Source organism: Acinetobacter sp. YH12063 (assembly GCF_013419715.1).
Lineage (GTDB): Bacteria > Pseudomonadota > Gammaproteobacteria > Pseudomonadales > Moraxellaceae > Acinetobacter > Acinetobacter amyesii.
Map to the genome: position 1 here is coordinate 190,735 of NZ_VOZO01000002.1, position 19,870 is coordinate 210,604.

13 protein-coding genes, 8 tRNA genes and 1 pseudogene are annotated in these 19,870 nt (G+C 41.4%); 7 read left to right on the top strand and 15 right to left on the bottom strand.

Annotation, left to right across the window (positions count from 1 at the left end; translation table 11 throughout):
* Positions 1-143: 143 nt before the first annotated feature.
* Together FTU12_RS03815 and FTU12_RS03820 are read right to left on the bottom strand one after the other, a co-directional pair.
* Entirely contained in the window at positions 144-1,442 is a 1,299-nt protein-coding gene (locus tag FTU12_RS03815) for a DcaP family trimeric outer membrane transporter (RefSeq protein ID WP_180113781.1), read from the bottom strand.
* Between the two features lie 645 nt (positions 1,443-2,087).
* Positions 2,088-3,290, bottom strand: a complete 1,203-nt coding sequence (locus FTU12_RS03820; protein ID WP_180113782.1) for a multidrug effflux MFS transporter — start codon at positions 3,288-3,290, stop codon at positions 2,088-2,090.
* A gap of 135 nt (positions 3,291-3,425) precedes the next feature.
* Between FTU12_RS03820 and yccS the strand changes: the two genes are divergently transcribed.
* The 4 genes from yccS to FTU12_RS03840 all read left to right on the top strand — a co-directional run bounded on the left by yccS (position 3,426) and on the right by FTU12_RS03840 (position 10,007).
* Positions 3,426-5,594, top strand: coding sequence for a YccS family putative transporter (gene yccS, locus FTU12_RS03825; protein WP_078191437.1), 2,169 nt, complete (start codon positions 3,426-3,428; stop codon positions 5,592-5,594).
* Between the two features lie 85 nt (positions 5,595-5,679).
* Positions 5,680-6,240, top strand: coding sequence for a YcxB family protein (locus FTU12_RS03830; RefSeq protein WP_078191438.1), 561 nt, complete (start codon positions 5,680-5,682; stop codon positions 6,238-6,240).
* Positions 6,241-6,429: 189 nt separating this feature from the next.
* Positions 6,430-9,132, top strand: coding sequence for a sulfite reductase flavoprotein subunit alpha (locus FTU12_RS03835; protein ID WP_180113783.1), 2,703 nt, complete (start codon positions 6,430-6,432; stop codon positions 9,130-9,132).
* Positions 9,133-9,236: 104 nt separating this feature from the next.
* Complete coding sequence (locus FTU12_RS03840) at positions 9,237-10,007, top strand: YdcF family protein (RefSeq protein WP_180113784.1); 771 nt, start codon at positions 9,237-9,239, stop codon at positions 10,005-10,007.
* Positions 10,008-10,060: 53 nt separating this feature from the next.
* Here FTU12_RS03840 and FTU12_RS03845 read toward each other — a convergent pair whose 3' ends face one another.
* The 11 genes from FTU12_RS03845 to FTU12_RS03895 all read right to left on the bottom strand — a co-directional run bounded on the left by FTU12_RS03845 (position 10,061) and on the right by FTU12_RS03895 (position 12,897).
* Positions 10,061-10,522 (bottom strand): DUF2750 domain-containing protein, encoded by a 462-nt coding sequence (locus FTU12_RS03845; RefSeq protein ID WP_078191441.1) that lies wholly within the window; start codon positions 10,520-10,522, stop codon positions 10,061-10,063.
* Between the two features lie 97 nt (positions 10,523-10,619).
* Positions 10,620-10,695 (bottom strand) — tRNA-Val (locus FTU12_RS03850).
* A 98-nt stretch (positions 10,696-10,793) separates the two neighbouring features.
* Positions 10,794-10,870: transfer RNA gene (locus tag FTU12_RS03855), tRNA-Asp, on the bottom strand.
* A 44-nt stretch (positions 10,871-10,914) separates the two neighbouring features.
* Positions 10,915-10,990: transfer RNA gene (locus FTU12_RS03860), tRNA-Val, on the bottom strand.
* A 31-nt stretch (positions 10,991-11,021) separates the two neighbouring features.
* Positions 11,022-11,098: transfer RNA gene (locus FTU12_RS03865), tRNA-Asp, on the bottom strand.
* A 13-nt stretch (positions 11,099-11,111) separates the two neighbouring features.
* A tRNA-Val gene (locus FTU12_RS03870) sits at positions 11,112-11,187 on the bottom strand.
* A 21-nt stretch (positions 11,188-11,208) separates the two neighbouring features.
* Positions 11,209-11,285: transfer RNA gene (locus FTU12_RS03875), tRNA-Asp, on the bottom strand.
* Positions 11,286-11,332: 47 nt separating this feature from the next.
* Positions 11,333-11,409 (bottom strand) — tRNA-Asp (locus FTU12_RS03880).
* A gap of 29 nt (positions 11,410-11,438) precedes the next feature.
* Positions 11,439-11,514: transfer RNA gene (locus FTU12_RS03885), tRNA-Val, on the bottom strand.
* Between the two features lie 461 nt (positions 11,515-11,975).
* Complete coding sequence (gene elsL, locus FTU12_RS03890; protein ID WP_078192250.1) at positions 11,976-12,470, bottom strand: cell wall-recycling L,D-carboxypeptidase ElsL; 495 nt, start codon at positions 12,468-12,470, stop codon at positions 11,976-11,978.
* Positions 12,463-12,897 (bottom strand): YbaN family protein, encoded by a 435-nt coding sequence (locus FTU12_RS03895; RefSeq protein ID WP_180113785.1) that lies wholly within the window; start codon positions 12,895-12,897, stop codon positions 12,463-12,465. The genes elsL and FTU12_RS03895 overlap by 8 nt, the downstream gene beginning before the upstream one ends.
* A gap of 88 nt (positions 12,898-12,985) precedes the next feature.
* Here FTU12_RS03895 and FTU12_RS03900 point away from each other — a divergent pair, with 88 nt between their 5' ends.
* The 3 genes from FTU12_RS03900 (at position 12,986) to dapE (ending at position 15,409) form a co-directional block, all read left to right on the top strand.
* Positions 12,986-13,849: a DUF1853 family protein gene (locus tag FTU12_RS03900; RefSeq protein WP_180113786.1), complete on the top strand. Its 864-nt coding sequence runs from the start codon at positions 12,986-12,988 to the stop codon at positions 13,847-13,849.
* A 155-nt stretch (positions 13,850-14,004) separates the two neighbouring features.
* Positions 14,005-14,154 (top strand): entericidin A/B family lipoprotein, encoded by a 150-nt coding sequence (locus tag FTU12_RS03905; RefSeq protein WP_078191053.1) that lies wholly within the window; start codon positions 14,005-14,007, stop codon positions 14,152-14,154.
* A 121-nt stretch (positions 14,155-14,275) separates the two neighbouring features.
* Positions 14,276-15,409, top strand: a complete 1,134-nt coding sequence (dapE, locus tag FTU12_RS03910) for a succinyl-diaminopimelate desuccinylase (protein ID WP_180113787.1) — start codon at positions 14,276-14,278, stop codon at positions 15,407-15,409.
* A gap of 69 nt (positions 15,410-15,478) precedes the next feature.
* On the opposite strand, the gene FTU12_RS03915 is transcribed toward dapE, so the two are convergent.
* Entirely contained in the window at positions 15,479-15,946 is a 468-nt protein-coding gene (locus tag FTU12_RS03915; protein WP_078192254.1) for a hypothetical protein, read from the bottom strand.
* 3 nt (positions 15,947-15,949) lie between these two features.
* Positions 15,950-19,834 (bottom strand): annotated as a pseudogene (locus FTU12_RS03920) (Hpt domain-containing protein); the annotation flags it as partial.
* Between the last annotated feature and the right edge of the window lie 36 nt (positions 19,835-19,870).

Genomic DNA, 19,870 nt, shown 5'->3' on the forward strand with positions numbered 1-19,870 from the left:
TTCAACGACATCATGACTAGGCTATTCAGTGACTTTAATTGCTCAGACATATTTGTTCATCTGCTTTGTTACACTCCCTGTTTAAACAAAAAAAGCCTGAACTGAGTCAGGCTTTTTTGATTGATTAGATCAGTAGTTTGAGCTTAGAAGCTATATTTAGCCATTAAGCCAACGCGGTTATCTTTATATGTTTTCCCAGTAAACGCTTCACGTTTACCATTCACATATTCAACACCTAAATCAATTGGTTTCACTGGTGTATAAATTACATTTAACCAAGCTTGCTGTACTTCTTTGTTTGCAGAATTATTTCCAACATCTTTAAATGCTTTTGCATAATCTGTATCTTCATCAGCAAATAATGCACCATAAGCTAAAGTTGAACGCAACTTTTCATTAAACTTATAGGTTGCACCGATTTGTACTGCGGTAAATTTATTCTGCTCAATATCCCCATTAGCATCAACAACATATGCGGTATTTGAGCCATATAAATAGTTGCTGTTCCCTTCTACATAAGATACATCACCATTAATTTTTAGCTGTTTCGTCACATCAAACGTTGTACCAGCTGCCAAACCCCACCCTAATTCATCATCATTACCGCCTTGAACTTTATGATGTTCCACAAGCGCACGTGCAGATGCATTCCCCTTACCATCCGCAAAACCCTGAGTCAGTTTAGCTGTCAAAGCTGGAAGACTATATTTTACTACAGAGTCAGTAACGGAAACACTCGAAATCGCTGATGCTTTACTGTCTCCTTCTTCTGCAGCTACAAATAATTGTGTTTGCGGTGCAAGTTTTACGTTGTAACGCACTTGTGGCAAACGAGTTGTACCACCGCCCACGTTAGTAGCAAAATCAATCATTTCTGGTGCATGGCTAGACAAGAAGTTTGATGTGGTCTGACCAAATAACCAGTTGTTAAAGGTTAAATAACCATGACGTAGACGAATAGTTTCGCCACTTCCATTGAAATCGACCTCGATTTTACCGCCCACTTTATCATCACCACCGACCGGTGCTGTAAAATCTAAACCAAAACGTGTGGTTTTTGCTGTCGCACGTAATTTATCTTTTGTATTTCCATCTGTAGACGCAATTTTGTTGAAGTCATCATCAGCACCTTCAATGATGTAGTTTGCATCACCACGAACAAAACCGTAAAGACTTACATCTGCACCTGTTTTAGATTTTAAGCTTGCAGCTGGAGTAGCTGGTGGCGGTGCAACAGGACGCGCTTTAACTTGCTGAATCTCTGTTTGTTGCTGTTGTTGAACTTGCTGCTGTGCTTTAATCAAGCTTTTCAGTTCTGCAACTTCTGCACGTAATTGTTCAATTTCCGAAGTATTGCTGCCTGCATGAGCCATTGAGACCGTTGCCAAACTCATGGCAACAACAAGGGTTTTCATTGGGTGGAATACAGTTTGAGTTTTCATCCTAAGCTCTCTATTGTCCTGTCATTGTTGTATGCCCTAACTCCGGGCGCTTTGTTATTCGCCTATTTGAGCGGACAAATTTCAAGCTGCATATCCGTGCTTTAGTCGCATTAAAGCCCCAACTTGTAGCCCCCAATAACGAAATACTTGAAAGCAAAAAGCAAAAACGCTGAATCCATCACTGAAAATAGACTGAAATATTTAGTTAAAATTCAGACTTAGCCGATTCAGATGGCAAAAAAGCTCAACACCCATACCTTAAAGGTAAATATCCATACCCTATAGGTATGTCATAAAAATGATAAAATCCGACATATTACCGATAGAGACATTCACAATGTATTGATCCAGCATAAAGCACTGTGTTTAATGCAAATAATACTTATTTATCAGTTGCTCTATTTCATAAAGGTAGGACAACAGCGATCTACAGTTTCTCTTTTTATTTTCAAATGCATGATTACTTAGATATATGTTTCGAGCAAACAGCAATTGAACTCACAATGGGAAAATAGCGACCTCATTCATCGTTATGGATGATGAACATTTATCATGAGTGACGCGGATATTTGATCAATAAGACACGTACGTTGATGACCGACGTTTAAGTCAAACTAGCTATAAACGTCATCACCTGCATTCAGTTCAACCCATGGCTGAAGCTTTTAAACTACACATAGTAATCATTGCAACAACTACAAATAGCAACATAATCAGGGCCATATTGATCAGCGCTGACCATACTAAAAAGTTCAAAAACACTCCGGCCAATAGACCACAGGCAAATTGCATACTTCCCATAATGGCACTGGCTGTGCCAGCTCGTGAGCCTTGTTCAGACATCGCCAATGCCATGGCATTTGGCCCAGTGAAGCCGATTGAAGCAACACATAAGAACATGCCAAACATTACAACAAAGGTAGAGGAAAGATGAAATAATCCTGCCGCCAATAAGATCAGCACACCACACAATTGGAGTGCATTACCCAATTGCAAACGATGGCGAACATCCAGTCGATTTGCAAGTTTCTTATTGAGGGTTGAAAACACCATAATCCCTAAAGCATTCGCCCCAAATACATAAGCAAATTGCTGTTGGCTCAGACCATAACCATCCATTAAAATGGCAGATGAGCCACTGATATAACAAAATAAAATTGCGCCAGAAAAACAGCCTGTGAGCATCGGTTTACGGAAAGTTTCGTCCTGTAAAATCGCACCATATAAACCTAAGACTTGTTTCAAACTTAATTTTAAGCGTCGCTCAACAGGCAGGGTTTCTTGAAAGAAAAAATGTACGCAGAAAAGACAAAAAATACCGACAAGTACCAATACCGCAAATATGTATTGCCATTCAAACACCTGCAATACCCATGCGCCTAAAGTAGGTGCAATGATCGGTGCAATTGTTGTCACGATCATCATACTGGCAAAGGCTTGAGCAGAAGCTTGCATACTTAAGCGATCACGAATTGCTGCACGGGCAATCACCACACCAACACAGCCACCCAAGGCTTGCAAAACGCGAGCCGCGATCAAGCTCCATTCACTTTTGGCAAAGACACACAGAAAACTGGCACAAATATATAAAACCAAACCGAAATATAGCGGTGTTTTACGCCCAATGCGGTCGCTGACCGGCCCGTAAATTAACTGTCCAATCGCCAAACCCAAGAAATACGCTGGAAGACTATTGGCCACTTGTTGCGTTGTCACACCAAAATCGTCGGCCATTTGAGGTAAAGCCGGCAAATACATGTCGATTGAAAGTGGACCTAAAGCAGTCAGCAACGCCAACAAGACGATCCAGCGTTGAGAAAATTCCTTTTGTGATTCGACGCTTTTCATAAGAATAATTCATTTATCGCAAGCAAGTTTTGCAGACAAGTTTACACTGCACATAGTATTATTTCTTGGCTTCAATGTGAAAATTCACACGATACACATTGCTTACTGTCCCATCGCTTTAGCAAAGGAAAAATTTTGAACGCCTGGCTCGCACGACTGAAACAAGCAACCTATAACACGACCTTTATGTATAACTTGCGCATGGTCATTGCCTTCGCAGGAACAGCCTTTGTCCCATATTTTTTAGATCAGCAATTGATGACCATTCCCCTCACCTTGGGTGTGGTTGCCGCAGGTCTAAGTGATATCGATGACCGCTTTTCAGTCCGCGTGCTCAATCAAATTTATACTTATATTGGGTTCTTTGTTACTGCGGTATCCATTTATCTGTTGTTCCCGCATCCGATTTTATTTGCATTGGGGCTGATCGTTTCTTGTATTGGTTGGATTCTTTTGGGTTCATTGGGTCGTCGCTATGCCACTATTTCTTATGGCTGTCTGGTGATCTCCGTGTATTCCATGCTAGGGGTCGAACTTTTTGAAAATTGGTATACACAAGCAGGTTTATTGGTCATCGGTGCGATGTGGTACGGACTGCTTTCGACTTTGAGCTTTCTACTGTTTCCTGTACGTCAAGTTCAAGACAAATTAGCCCAAAGCTATTCGTCTCTTGGCGACTTCTTATTTGCAAAATCTAACTTGTTTGATGTCGATATGACACCAGAAAGTTACCAACAAAGTTTAATTGAGCTGTCGCTCGAAAATGGCAAATTAATTGGCATTTTCAACGATATGAAAACGGCCTTATTAACGCGTTTAAAAGGCGACCGTGGACAAAAAGATACACGTCGTAGCCTACAATATTATTTTGTCGCGCAAGACATTCATGAACGTGCCGATTCCGCGCATATTGATTATCAAAAATTGACCCGTATTTTTGAACATAGTGATATTTTATTTCGCTTTCAACGTGTGCTTTCGATTCAAGGTAAAGCCTGTAAAGATTTAAGTATCAGCATCTTACAGCGAAAACCTTATCATCATAATCAACGTTTTAAGCATGCATTCCACAATCTAAAATTGTCACTCGAAAAGCTGCGTGAAGAGCAAAAATACGATGAAGTTTGGATCAACTCTTTATTTGCTTTATACCAAAACCTAAAAGGCATCGATGCACAATTACGCAACGTCGAAACTGAGCGTTATATTGACCGACAAGCCCTGATTGAAAATCGTTTAAAAGATGATGATTTAAAAGGTTGGGATGACATCGTCATTCGATTCAAACAACATTTGAGTCCTGAGTCGGTGCTGTTCCGTCATGCTGTGCGTTTGTCGACCGTGTTATTTATTGGTTATATTTTTGTCCAAGTGACCAATATCAGTTATGGCTATTGGATTTTATTGACTGCCCTGTTTGTCAGCCAGCCAAACTTTAACGCCACCAAGCGCCGCCTCTATTTACGTATCATTGGCACCTTGGTCGGAATTATTTTAGGTTATGCGATTTTATATTTTGTTCCTTCTGTCGAAGGTCAGTTACTGCTACTCATTTTAAGTGGCGTGCTGTTTTTTGAATTACGCAGTAAGCAATATGCACAAGCCACTGCATTTATTACCATTTTGGCGCTGATCAACTTTAACTTAGATGGCATGGGTTTTGCCGCAGCTATGCCGCGTATGATTGATACACTGATTGGTTGTGCCTTGGCATGGTTTGGTGTGAGTTTCATTTTCCCAGACTGGAAGTTCCGTCGCCTACCTCGGACCATCAGCCGTTCGATTCAAGCGCAGTGTGATTATTTGGCCGAAGTGGTTGAACAATATAAATCTGGTCGTAATAACGGGTTGAATTATCGTGTGGTCCGTCGTGCAGCCCATAATACCGATGCAGAAGTGGCTTCACTGATTTCCACTTTAGCCACCGAACCCGATACCGATCCGACTCAAAAAGCTTTGGCCTTTGAGTTTTTGTGTCTCAATCATACCTTTATTAGTTATATCGCAGCCTTAGGTGCGCATCGTGAAAAAATTCAAGATCAACAAGTCTTAACCTTATTGGATAAAGCTACGGATGACATTCAAGGTGCATTACTACGTGACGAAGTACCGGACTTAACGGCGCAAAATATGTTGCAAGAAATCCGTCAGCGTTTGTCACAAAATAGTGAGGAAGATCAGAAATCCTTGATCGTGCTACAACAGCTTTCCTTGATGTTTAATGTGTTGAACCAATTTAGCCAATTGAAACAAAATCTAAGTCATGAGCATGATCAGGCATCGACTGAACTGGCTTCGCTATAATTTGGATGATTTTGGAACAATATACTCACTGAATTGGTATAAATAATGCTAAACTTTTTACAGTTTTAAATCTGTTACTTTCACTATGACCGCAAAAAATTTATATGCCTACACGCTAGAGCCAGTGGCTTATGAAATTTCTGAAGAAGAACAACGTTATGCTCAACTTGTTCTGTCTCGCAGTAACTTCAAAATTGGCAAAAAAGCATGGCTAATTATGGGTGCAATTCTTGCACTGGCACTCTTGGGCCTTATCTTTATTAAGAACTATTCAACAGTATTTTGCTGGGTAGCTATTGTCTGTGTTGTGATTTACTTCCTTGTGCGTAAATTCGGTATCGAGTGGTATGCGAAACGCAAACTGAACGAAGTCCCTGTACAAGAAATTAAAGGCATTCGTATGGGTGTTCAGCCGCATGGGATCTCAATGCAGCAACGTATGGGCGCAAACATGGGTACGATGACTGTCGGTTGGAAAGACATTCATGAATGGTATGACACCAAAGACTTCATCCTTTTAAACTTTAAAGTGAAGGGTCAAGACGGTGCATACATCTTGCCTAAACGTATGGATAGCAAGAAGTTTCCATTTTCGACCATTCGTAAGCACTTAAATGAAACTGTAGGCCCAGCTAAAGCAATTTAAGCCAAACAGACATTTATGTATAAAAAAACCTCCAAAAAGTGGAGGTTTTTTTATCTGTTTAATTTTCGAATGATCATTGATAATTACAATAATGAGAATGAATATTACTTACTTTTTCCACATTCTCTACTACATCATCGTTTATAATTCGTCGCAATTCAGCAACCTTTTATCAATATTAAATCCATCATGTTTAAGAAAACCCTTTTCCAGATTCACTGGTTCTTGGGGATTAGTGCCGGCTTAATACTCTCGCTCATGGGGGTTACAGGTGCCATTTATTCCTATGAACAGCAAATACTTAAAGCAATCAATCAGGACAGTTATGTAGTTCAGGTTCAACAGCAGCCTAAACTAACCCCTGCTGAGCTTTATGAGCACTTTAGTCAGTCTGATCCTGACATGAAAATTAACAGCATCTCTATTGCCTCAGATGCTACCGCCTCAAGTACCGTGAATATTGTCAAGGAAGGTGCTCGTCGTGGCTATAACATGATGGTTAACCCCTATACAGCCGAAGTTTTACCTGAAATCAAAGGTCAAAAATTCTTCCAGTTTGTACAGCAACTACACCGTAATTTAACTGTTGGCCCTGTAGGTAAACAAATTACCGGCGCATGTACACTGATGCTGATTTATTTTGTATTGAGTGGTTTGTATCTGCGTTGGCCAAAAAGACATTCTGTAAAACAATGGCTTGCAGTAAAACCGAAACTCAAAGGACGTAATTTCCTATGGGATTTACATGCAGTCGTCGGCACATGGGTGATTGTTTTTTATCTCATTTTGGCATGTACAGGTCTGTACTGGTCTTATGATTGGTGGCGTAATGGCATGTTTAAAGTCATGGGCGTTGAACGTCCACAGCCCCAGTTACAAGAACGTCCAAAACCGAATGGACAACCTGCTGAACAAGCGGGTGCAAAGCAAGGTGGTGAAAAACAAGCCACTGAGGCAAAACAAACTCATGGCGAACACCAAGCACGTTCTGAAAGAAATCCTGCAACGTCGAGTCCCTCTGAACACGGTGCTCAAGAAAATAAACATGGTGCTGAAGGTCGCGGAGAAAAACGTGGTCTAAAACCAGAACAAGTGAATATTGCCCTTACGCAAAGTTGGAATGGCTTTAATCAAAATATTGGTCGTGAATACTCAAGTGTCACTTTTAATATTCCGAAAAAAGCCAATGGTGAATTAGAAATTAACTTTGTGGATGCCGTCCCTCAACATGAGCGTGCGCGCAACAAAGCGACTTATAACTACAAAACGGATGCTCTTACCGATATCGAGTTATACGAAGATAAAAAGCTAAATGAAAAAATCATGACCAGCATGTTGCCTGTACATCGCGGTAGTTTCTTCGGACCGATTTATCAGTTCTTTGTGGTTATTGCATCCCTCATGATGCCGCTGTTCTTTGTCACAGGATGGATGCTCTATCTCAAACGTCGTAAACAGAAAAAACTGACACAGCAAGCCCGTCAAAGCTTAGCACCAGTTACCATCGACCCAAATGCACAGCCTTGGTTAATTTGCTATGCATCACAAACAGGTCAGTCTGAACAATTGGCATGGCGTACAGCAACAAGCTTACAAGAGGCTCGTCAGCCTGTCACAGTGAAAGCTGTTCAGCAACTTTCAGCAGATGACTTAACGCAAGCCTCTCAGGTTTTATTTGTTGCAAGTACCTATGGCACTGGGGAAGCACCTGACCTTGCTTCAAGCTTTGAACGTAAACTGATGGCACAAGGCCTCGATTTTAGTCATGTTCAGTTTGCCGTATTAGCTTTAGGTTCAGAAGAATATCCGGATACTTTCTGTAGCTTTGGTCATGCGATTCATCGCTGGATGCAGAGTAATGCTGCGAAGCCCCTGTTTAACACGATTGAAGTCAATAATGGCGACACCCAAGCCATTCAAGCATGGAATAGCGCTTTAGCCAAAGCGACTAAACTTGAACTTCAGCACATGCAAATTGAAAAAACTTTTGATGCATGGACATTGACCAAACGTGATTTACTCAACCCGAACAGTTTAGGTGCACCTGCATTTAATATTGAGTTAAAACCGCAACATGAAGCCAACTGGCAAGCGGGTGATATTGCAGAGATTCAGCCGGGTAATAGTGCTGAACGTATTGCAAACTTCATGCAAAAGTACCAAATTCAAAGTCAACAAGTGGTTGATTCTACCCAGCAACGCATTGAAGATGCATTATGGGATCGTAACCTAAATACGGATGTTGAACCATTTGCCAACCTTGATCATTTGCTTGAACAGCTTCCACCGCTTCCAACTCGTGAATACTCGATTGCCAGTATTCCAAGTCAGCAAGTATTACGCTTAGTGGTGCGTCAGCAATCCAATGCGGATGGTGAGCTCGGCTTAGGCTCAGGGTGGTTAACACAACATGCTGCGATCAATAGCACACTACAACTGCGTATTCGCACCAATGAATCATTCCACCTGATTGCAGATAATCGTCCTGTGATTTGTATTGGTAACGGTACAGGTATTGCTGGTTTACTCAGCCTGTTACATACACGAGTTCGTCAAGACTATACGCAAAACTGGCTGATTTTTGGTGAGCGCCAACGCGCACATGATTTCTTTTATCAAGACGTCATTGAAGCATGGCAAAACACCGGTTTAGTTCAACGCATAGACCTCACCTTCTCTCGTGATCAAACGGAGAAACGCTATGTGCATCATGAGCTACGTGATCAAGCGGCCTTATTAAAATCATGGGTAGAACAAGGTGCCGTGATTTACGTCTGTGGTAGTATCAATGGTATGGCAACGGACGTTGACCACGCATTGATTGATATACTAGGTGAAGATGTTGTTGCTGAACTGCGTCAAGCTGGGCGTTACCGTCGTGATGTTTACTAATAAGATGTTTACTCATAAATAGTCCCAACTAAAAACCAGACCTCGTGTCTGGTTTTTTTCACGCTATACTTAGGCCAAATACGAATACTGCTTTAATTTTTTGCATGAAAAGAATACTACTGCTTTGTGTAGGCTTGCTGCTCTGCGTAGATGCCATTTGGTTACTTACATTAGATAAAATTCATTTAGGCATCCTTTTACCCTTAGTCATTGGGTGTATTTTTATTTTATCCGGACTATTTTCAACCCAAATCCACAATATTTTAGATCAATACCCTAAACTCAAAAGGCTCTGGCGTGCTACATGGTGGTTGTTTTGGCTTTGGCTATTGAGCCTTTTACTGTTTTTTGCGTATTTACACTTCAATAGCCAGCAATCCAAGCCATTTACTTCCGTCCAAGCCATCATCGTTTTGGGTAGTGGTATTGAAAATGGTCAACCCTCTCCGACCTTAAAGGCGCGTCTCGATGCCGCAGCACCGTATGCCTTGCAACAATCCAATACTATTGTGATCATGACCGGTGGTTTAGGCTTTAATGAAAAAATGACCGAATCTTCCGTCATGAAACGCTATTTACTTCAACACTATGACATTTCAGCGGCAGGCATATATGAAGAAAGTAAAAGTACCAGTACAGAACTCAACCTGATCAACAGTAAAATGATTTTAAAACAACATCAGATTTCTCTTGATGCCCCCATTGCAATTGCCAGTAGTGACTTTCACCTCCCACGTGCAAAAGCAATTGCACGAAAGTTAGGCTATACACAAGTGTATACCATTGCAGCACCTACACCGCTGTACATCCGCTACAACTCTTGGTTACGTGAATATTTTGCCTTTTTGAGTGGTTTTGTACTCAATGAATATTAAAAAAGCCCTTGTTCGACCAATGAACAAGGACTTTTTATGCTGTAAATAAACCATTAATTTAAACGAATACTACGTGGCAAAGGAATTTTAAGGTTTTCAAAAATTTCTGGGCGCTGTTGATAGACTTGATATAAATAATTTTTAATATCTAACAGCATCTTTTCAGGCGCAACCAAAATATTTTGCCCTTCTGGGGTTAAATCTAAAGATACTGTAGTGCTCTCGCTGCGTAAAAACGGAATGACTTTTTCGATAAAGTCTTTTAATGAAATTTCCTGAATTTCATAATTGGACCAATTGTCTTTAATTAATAAACGTGCCAAACCACGGTTTTGCCAAATGGCGAAGGAACGTTGACCTGTAGGTGTCGCACAAAGTGCCCAACCATCTTGATATAACGCAATCACGCCACCTTGAGCGACCATATTTTCAATAAATTGTTTATAGGTTTCTTGAGGATTGTAATTTGTGGTTTGAGTTTTAGACGCTGCCTTGCGCTGATATGGATTTCTCATAGATCACATACAATATTAAAATTATTATAGAGCGGATTCTATGTAAATCAGAAAATTTAGGCAAGCTTTTGGATAAAGAAGTTTCTATAGAAGAATATGGTGGGCGCTGACGGGATCGAACCGCCGACATTCTGCTTGTAAGGCAGACGCTCTACCAACTGAGCTAAGCGCCCTGAGCGAAGAGTAACAAAGCGAAGCTTTGTCTGAGCGCAAGAGAAAAATCGAAGATTTTTCTAAAGGCATTCTCTTGAACAGAGATTTTTAAGATAAATGGCGCAGCGGACGGGACTCGAACCCGCGACCCCCGGCGTGACAGGCCGGTATTCTAACCAACTGAACTACCGCTGCATCACGTAGTTTCTTTCGAAACACAACCTATATCTTAAAAGATATGGTGGGCGCTGACGGGATCGAACCGCCGACATTCTGCTTGTAAGGCAGACGCTCTACCAACTGAGCTAAGCGCCCTTAAAGGGTACAACAATTATATTCTTTGAAATGGCGCAGCGGACGGGACTCGAACCCGCGACCCCCGGCGTGACAGGCCGGTATTCTAACCAACTGAACTACCGCTGCATCGCAAAAAATATGGTGGGCGCTGACGGGATCGAACCGCCGACATTCTGCTTGTAAGGCAGACGCTCTACCAACTGAGCTAAGCGCCCTCAAAAGGTCTATCATGTAAATGGCGCAGCGGACGGGACTCGAACCCGCGACCCCCGGCGTGACAGGCCGGTATTCTAACCAACTGAACTACCGCTGCACTTACACAATGTCGCTATCGTGATTCAAACGAATTAAGATTTAAAGTGGCGCAGCGGACGGGACTCGAACCCGCGACCCCCGGCGTGACAGGCCGGTATTCTAACCAACTGAACTACCGCTGCACTCTAAATATCTTAACGCTGAAAAGGCTTGGTGGGCGCTGACGGGATCGAACCGCCGACATTCTGCTTGTAAGGCAGACGCTCTACCAACTGAGCTAAGCGCCCTTTTCAAAACATGTTCATCGTTTGATGAGGTGCATTATAGAGAATCCTCACGGTCTGTCAAACGCTTTTCTAACTCTTTTCCACTTTTTCTGTTTGAGTGATTAAAAAATAAGTTATATTGCGGAAAAATCAGTACTTTTGAACATTTTTTAGCTATAAACCTGTAAATTTATTACTAAAAATATGACTTATATTCTGCATCATTCACATAAAAACAGTTTTTCGCGTGGACTCATAACTAATCATTCAGCAAACCGACGATTAATTCACCACACACACTGCATTCTAAAACACCCTAGTGTACAAAATACATTCAAACACGATTTTCTGTTAGTTTGCGAGCATTAGTCCTGACAAAAGTCCTGACAAAAAAACGCCTTTCAAACTCACTTTAATTTTTCAAATCTTTGTTTTGATGCCATGAACTTCGGTTTTCATGGCTTGTGCTTTTAACGACGTGTTCAATGTTCAGTGATGTAAACCAGCGCATTTAATGGAATCAATTGATAAAGTTCTACAACATCGCTGTTTCGCATGCGAATACAACCATGTGACATCGGTATACCCATAGGCTCGCGATCTGGTGTGCCATGGATATAAATATAGCGTTGATAAGTATCACAGCCCTCACCTGCATTAAAGCCCGGTTCCAAACCACTGAGCCATAATATTCGAGATAATATCCAATCCCGATCAGGATGTGATGCGGCAAGTTGCTCGTCGTAAACCTCTCCGGTCCACTGCCGTGCTTTAAAAACTGCATTTTGAGGTTGTTGTCCACCAAACTTTTCAGCCACTTGATGCCAGCCTCGTGGAGTCTTACCACTATTTTCCTGTTCACCAATGCCATTTTTACCCGATGAAATGAGGTAAAACTTATTCAGCTTCGGCAAAGTTAAGGTTTGATCTTTCAAGTTAATCAGGATATCAGCTTGATCTTGGGTATATTCAGACATGCTCTTGCTCTTTCTGCTTATCTTTATCTACTGGTTGTGTCTGCTTCGATTGTTCAATAGTCCGCATCTGATTTGGCTCAGGTCGTGTCCATAACCAAATACCAACGATCAACATGGTTAAGTCAGTGAATATCTTGACGGCAATCGGTGCTGAAGTAAAAAGCATAATCAGACCACTCACAAACATCATGATCGATGCAAACCATTTTGCTTTGCGTGGGACAGTACCATTTTCGCGCCAAGCGCGTAAGGTTGGCCCATATTTAGGATGATTCAATAACCAAGCATCCATTTGTGGCCAGCCTTTTGAAGCTGCCCATGCCGCTAATATTAAGAAGACTGTCGTGGGCATTCCCGGCAATAAAGCCCCTATAAAGCCTAAAATGACAAAGACAACCACTAAGCTTCGCCAAAACAACGTCTTCATACCGCTACCCTGAACTTTCAATTCAGGTAGTATAAGATGTTTTTAACAATTATCCGTTGTTATTCTGCATTATTCAAAAGGTTTCAATATGGCTGTAGCCCCGACAACGTCGTCTTATTTTGAGCCATGGTTGCAATTTAAACAGCCCTTAGTTCGCCAATTGGCTTTCTGTATTGCTAGCCCAAATATTCTGCAGCAAATTCCCAATGAACTCGAAATCCGTTATCCCTTTCATTTTCATCCAAACGAGCTTTGGCATAAATATTTTGAAGCCTACCTTCCCCGTTTAAAACAACTTGAACAACACCCAAGTGAATTAGTAGAATTTTTACAAAAATTAAAAAGTACTCGCCTTGGTTTACGTTTCGAAATGTTTATATGGTTTTGGCTTCTCGATCACCCATACCATCCCTACCAGATACTCGGACATAGCATTCAAAAAATTGACGGCCCTCGTACAGTAGGTGAACTCGATTTTGTTTTAAAAAATACCGAAAGTGGTAAAGTTGAACATTGGGAAGTGGCTTTAAAATATTATCTAGCCGAGCGCGATTTTCAATTACCCTATTGGTATGGCTTAAATCGTAGTGATACTTTGGCTCGAAAGCTTAATCATTTCACCCAAAAACAATTCCAATTTGATGAAGCACTTGGGCAGCAGATTCAACAACGCTATTGCGTTTTAAAGGGTCAATTATATTTACCTATTCAGCGTACCAGCACATTACCAAACTGGGTCAATCCTGCGCGTAGAATAGGTCAATGGGGACATGTCATTCCATCTACGACTCAAGGCTATTATCGCCTACAACGACATGAATGGATCTGCGTGCAGCAGCAACCGACGAGTGCAACCGCACATTGGTGGACAGATGGTTTATATAAAAAAGACAGTGATGAAAGCTATTATATGTATAGACAGCCACGCTTGGTTTTGCCGCAAACAATTTAAGACTCAATGCACCATTTAGTAGAAATTTACATTTATTTACTCAACCACCGTAAAAACCACCTACTGTTTGATACGGCTATTTTTTAATCTAAATCTCACAACAGAATAATTTAGTCCTCTAAAAAATTATTCTTTCATAATGGAGATTACATTCAATGAAAAAAATTTTAGCTGCATCACTTATGGTTGCTTTCGTATTGACAGGTTGTAATACAGTAAAAGGTGTTGGTAAAGACGTATCTAAAGCTGGAGATGCTGTAACCAATACTGCTGAGAAAACTTCGGAAGAAATTCGCCGCAATTAATTTCTTTCCCAAGAATTTATAAAAGAGCCCTATTTTTAAATAGGGTTTTTTTACGTCTAAATTTCCCTTCGCTTGTTGATTCGCCTATTATATTGCGACATTTTTGACTTCTGTATTTAGCATGACCTCAACAGCAACTCTTGATCTCAGCCTAGAATTACTGCGCCAACCGTCGGTGACACCGATTGACCATACCTGCCAGAACATTATGGCGGAACGTTTAGCCAAGATTGGCTTTAACATTGAAAATATGCGTTTTGATGATGTAGATAATCTTTGGGCACGTAAAGGGACTGAAGCACCAGTATTTTGCTTTGCAGGTCATACTGATGTGGTACCTACGGGTAACTTGGATGCATGGGGTTCTGACCCATTTCTTCCTGAAATTCGCGATGGCAAACTGTATGGTCGTGGCAGCGCAGATATGAAAACAGCGTTGGCAGCTATGGTTGTAGCTTCAGAACGTTTTGTTGCAAAGCATCCAAATCATAAAGGCTCTATTGCATTTCTCATTACCTCTGACGAAGAAGGTCCTTCGATCAACGGGACAGTTAAAGTTGTTGAAACTTTAGAAGCGCGTAATGAAAAAATGACGTGGTGTTTGGTGGGCGAGCCATCTAGCACCCACACACTCGGCGATATTGTTAAAAATGGTCGTCGTGGTTCGCTAAATGCCAATTTAACAGTTAAAGGTAAACAAGGGCACGTTGCTTACCCACATCTTGCGATTAACCCAATTCATACTGCATCAAAGGCACTGGCAGAGCTTTGCGATACCGTGTGGGATAATGGCAACGAATACTTCCCTGCAACGTCGTTCCAAATTTCCAATATTAATGCCGGCACAGGTGCAACCAACGTTGTTCCGGGCACGATGAATTTACTGTTTAACTTCCGTTATTCAACAGAAGTAACGGCAGATGAACTCAAAGCACGTACTTTGGAAATTTTAGATCGTCATGGCGTTGAATATGACATCTCTTGGACCTTATCTGGTTTGCCATTCCTAACCCCAGTAGGTGAGTTAGTAAATGCCGCACGTGATGCCATTCGAGAAGTTACTGGGACTGAAACTGAACTTTCGACCAGTGGTGGTACTTCTGATGGTCGATTCATTGCGCCTACAGGTGCGCAGGTGCTTGAACTGGGTGTTTTAAATGCCACGATTCACCAAATCAACGAACACGTCAATGTGGAAGAATTGGAGCCACTTTCTGAAATTTACGAAAAGATTTTAGAAAACCTGTTGGCTTAAATATTCCTTGCATAGTCAAAAAAAAGGAACTCCATTGAGTTCCTTTTTTTATATCGCGTTTTGCAAATGTTAAGCCGCTTGAAGCCCAATACTGTTTTGAATATTAGCTAAATTTGGAATATGAAATACCTGATCGGCCATGCGTACATATTGGAAAATATTGGCGTCTTTCACAGCTTTTTCTTCATCAACCACTTCAGAAATACGCAGACGAATGGTTTTCGGCATTTCATTACACATCAGTGCAAAACGCTGTCCAACATCATCGCCTTCAATCACCAAAGCCACACCCTGATTTTTGGCAGGATCATTGACTGAGAAAACAGGCAATTTCAATTCATGCCATTCAACAAAAGGAACCTTGGTTGCACTATCGAGCGCTGATAGCACAATATTTTGTGGCAACAACATTGGCTCTTTACCATGACAATCAATGATATATGCATCGATAAACCCGGTAGATACCGTAATGAGATGTTGCAGTTCCTGTTGATCAATTTTATCGCTGACAATCTGAGAAACAGTATTTTGGCTCATAGATTACCCCTGCTTTTCTGCAATTAAAGCTTCAATATTGGCAAGCAATTCAGCTTCTTGGAATGGTTTACCCATATAGTGAGTCACACCTAAGCTAAATGCACGCTCACGATGTTTTTCACCTGTACGTGATGTAATCATAATGATTGGCAGCTCACGGTGAATGTCATGGTGACGAACTAAGTTTGTCACTTCGAAGCCATCCATACGTGGCATTTCAATATCGAGTAGCATCAAGTCTGGACGGACATTTTCAAGCTGTTCAATTGCATCCACACCATCTTTCGCAGTCACGATGTCATAACCCTGACGTTCAAGTAAACGTGAAGTCACTTTACGTACAGTTACCGAGTCATCGACAATCATCACTAAACGACGCGCATTGGCTTGACGGCCCAAATCACGCTGTTCAGCTGAATGTTTAACACGCTGCGTAGTTTGAATTTGACGTGCAATATTTTGCCCATCCAAAATCAAACATACATGACCATCACCTAGAATCGTGGCACCTGCAATCGCGGCTACACTGGTAAATTGTTGACCAATTGGTTTCACCACGATTTGAGAACGTGAACCCACCAGCTGATCGACCAATAAAGCAATGGTTTGACCACTGTTGCCTTTAATTAGTAGTACAGGCAATGAATGGCCGACATTATTTAAACGTGGAATTGGCTGATTACCCACAAACTCTGATAGATAACGTAGTTTGTAATTGGTGTTGTCAATTTTAAACACGTCATCCTTACTATTGAAGTAAGTTTCGAGTGCCGTAGGTGCAATACGGACAATACGTTCAATTTGCGCTAATGAAATCGCATATTGCTGATCGCCCGCTTTCACCATCAAGGCATCGCTGACCGCTACTGTGGTTGGTACACGAATGGTAAAGGTCGTCCCTTTACCTAACTCAGACTCAACGGAAACATGACCACCCAAGGCTTTAATTTCACTTTGCACCACATCCAGACCAACACCACGACCCGAAATTTGCGTTACCGATTGTGCCGTTGAGAAACCTGGATGGAAGATCAATTGCAAGATTTCTTGTTTATCGAGGAACTGATCCGCTTTGATTAAACCAAGTTTTAAGGCTTTGTCTTTAATTTTGGTTTCATCAATCCCTTTACCATCATCACTGAAAGACACCAGTACATCAGTACCCTGACGACTAATGTTCAAGACGATGCTACCCATTTCTGGCTTTTTCAAAGCCAAACGGTCAGCAGTATCTTCTAAACCATGGTCGACCGCATTACGCAGCATATGTTCAAATGGTGTCACCAAACGCTCTAAGATCGTACGGTCCAATTCACCTTCTGTATTTTGAACAATCAATTCTGCAGGACGGTTCAAGGTCGAAGAAGTTTGACGCACAATACGTTGTAAACGTGGTAACAAACGATCAAATGGCACCAAACGGGTACGCATCAGACTTTCTTGAATTTCTGACTGAATACGTGATTGTTGTAATAACAAACCTTCTGCATCACGGATTTTTTCTGCCAAAGTACTCTTGAAGTCAACCAAATCCGACGCAGATTCGGCTAGAGATTTTGACAATTGGTTAATCGATGAATATTGGTCCATCTCCAATGGGTCGAAATCCGCATAGCGTGAATTTTCAGAACCATGTTTGGCAATAATTTGTGACTCAAGCTCACCATCCATTCGACGTAACTGGTCAGCAAGTCGCTTAATTGCTAACTCCATTTCATTCAAGGTATTGCCTAGCTGACCTAAGTCCATCTCAATACGTGAACGGTTAATCGAGTTTTCGCCTGATAAGTCAATCATCTTCTCGACGAGATCAGCCGAGATACGAATCATCTCATTACTGTTATCAGAAGAATTGGCTTCAGACCATTCACCCAACATAGATGGCGGTTCAACACCATCACCTTGAATAAATTCAAAGCCTTTGCTAACAATACCTTGTTCTAATTCTGCAACACGGTTTGGTAATTGAACCGTAACATCCACATACTGAATGGATTCTAGGCTCAATTTGATGCTATCAAAATTACTATAGTCGTGGTTGAAGATCGCTTCTTTTAACCATGCCAACGTCGTTTTGAGTAAGCCGTCATATGCATTTGAGTTGAAATGATGAACCGCGAAATGCTCAAACGTCGTCTCAAGTTGATACGCAATTGCGGCAACAGGTTCATTTTCAACCATACGCGCACCACCCTTAATACTGTGGGCAGCACGTTGTAATTGAAGCAATACGTTACGGTCACTACGTTGTTCAGTCCATTGATTTAATAATTGAACGGCTTGTTCAAGAATTTCCTCAGACTCTTCAAGGAAGGTTTCTTCCATGACAGAACGTAGATCGTCATCTGGATGCTCAACATGTTCAGCAACCGCATGTTCAAGATGTTCAACAGCAGACTCAGTGTGAGCAGTCGTTTGAGCTTCAACCACTGCTTCTGCAGTGTCTTCAGCAACATCCATCGGCTCTGACACCGATACATCTGGTTCTACTGCTGTTTGTTCAGTTTCAGCAGAAATAGGGGCCGAAGCCAATGCAACAGCTTCTGAACGCTCTCCTGCCACAATTGACTGAATATTCTTGAGAATATCGATCACATTATTCGCTGGGTAGTCGATCCCTTGGTCACGAATGGTTTGAATACGATCTGAAATATCATCCTGCACTAAACGAATAATTTGAATTAACGCAGGCGTAATCGAAATTTGCTGACGAATAATGCGCTCATAAATCGACTCTAATTCATGCGAAATTAAACCCACATGAGATGCGGCAATCATATTTGCACCACCTTTTAGGGTATGCAAATAACGCATTAAATTATTCAAAGCTGAAGTATTGGTCTGATCACGTGTCCAAGTACTGAGGTCTTGGTCAATACCTACCAATAACTCTTCTGCCTCTTCAATAAAGATCCCCAAAAGATCTTCATCAAAGTCATTATTCGCATCTGCCGCTTGCATCTGTTGATGATCAAGTTGAATACGCTGACTTAATTGTGCGAAGTCTACTGCTGTTGTATTTGGAACAGCGGCTTTATCTTCTACAGTGGCAACAGGTTCAGCAACTACATGGGCTTCTGGTGTTGTCGTCGCTGCAACTGCTTCAATGTCTTGTTGAACAAATGCAGTCAGCTCATTTAAGAAACGTTGAACCTCTTCACTTAACACTACACGCTGACCCGCAGCTAAAGTGTCAAATAAATGAATAAACTCTTGATGTGCTTGCGCAAATAACTCATAGCCATAATCAGTATGGAGTAATTCAGGCTTTTCAATTAAAGACTGATACGCTGCACGCAGTTGAGTTGTGAAATCATGGATTCCAACAGACGCACGATTATCCGTATGTTCAATCAACTCTAAAGCTTGCTGACTGAGCTGTTGAATATAGTCTGGGAATTCAGCAAGGGCACGTTTATCAAACTCAAATTCAGCATCTAATAACTGATCAATATTTAATTCGATTAGTTTAGAAACCAAACCTTGCGGATTATCTTCAGGCGCCAATTGATCTTGGCTTGCAAAACCATAATCATCCCAAGCGGCTTTAAAGGTTTCATAAATAGACGCAAGATTTGCCTTATCTCCTGAACGCAGCACGTGTAAATAATCACGAACAAATTCAGCATATTGAATCAATAAAGCAGTTTCTTTCGAGCTCGATACGATTTCGTCTTGTAATAAGGTTTTGAATAAGTTTTCAACTTTTGAACTGGCTTCAAAAATCTCTTCGATTTGCGCCATTGACGAACTACCACGCAAGGTGTGTAGCGCGCGAATCAAGCCATTATAGTCTTGTGATTTACTGTCATCAGATTGGAGGAACTGATCAATCGTTTGTAGATGTTCTTCAGCTTCTTCAATAAAAATGCTCACTGTCTCTTCGACCAGTGACGCATCTGCATCCACTTGCTCAAGAACAGG

Bases quoted from the DNA above. Each gene is read 5' to 3' on its own strand.
- FTU12_RS03815 (WP_180113781.1), bottom strand. From the start codon at position 1,442: ATGAAAACTCAAACTGTATTCCACCCAATGAAAACCCTTGTTGTTGCC.
- FTU12_RS03820 (WP_180113782.1), bottom strand. From the start codon at position 3,290: ATGAAAAGCGTCGAATCACAAAAGGAATTTTCTCAACGCTGGATCGTC.
- FTU12_RS03830 (WP_078191438.1), top strand. From the start codon at position 5,680: ATGACCGCAAAAAATTTATATGCCTACACGCTAGAGCCAGTGGCTTAT.
- FTU12_RS03835 (WP_180113783.1), top strand. From the start codon at position 6,430: ATGTTTAAGAAAACCCTTTTCCAGATTCACTGGTTCTTGGGGATTAGT.
- FTU12_RS03840 (WP_180113784.1), top strand. From the start codon at position 9,237: ATGAAAAGAATACTACTGCTTTGTGTAGGCTTGCTGCTCTGCGTAGAT.
- FTU12_RS03845 (WP_078191441.1), bottom strand. From the start codon at position 10,522: ATGAGAAATCCATATCAGCGCAAGGCAGCGTCTAAAACTCAAACCACA.
- elsL (WP_078192250.1), bottom strand. From the start codon at position 12,470: ATGTCTGAATATACCCAAGATCAAGCTGATATCCTGATTAACTTGAAA.
- FTU12_RS03895 (WP_180113785.1), bottom strand. From the start codon at position 12,897: ATGAAGACGTTGTTTTGGCGAAGCTTAGTGGTTGTCTTTGTCATTTTA.
- FTU12_RS03900 (WP_180113786.1), top strand. From the start codon at position 12,986: ATGGCTGTAGCCCCGACAACGTCGTCTTATTTTGAGCCATGGTTGCAA.
- FTU12_RS03905 (WP_078191053.1), top strand. From the start codon at position 14,005: ATGAAAAAAATTTTAGCTGCATCACTTATGGTTGCTTTCGTATTGACA.
- dapE (WP_180113787.1), top strand. From the start codon at position 14,276: ATGACCTCAACAGCAACTCTTGATCTCAGCCTAGAATTACTGCGCCAA.
- FTU12_RS03915 (WP_078192254.1), bottom strand. From the start codon at position 15,946: ATGAGCCAAAATACTGTTTCTCAGATTGTCAGCGATAAAATTGATCAA.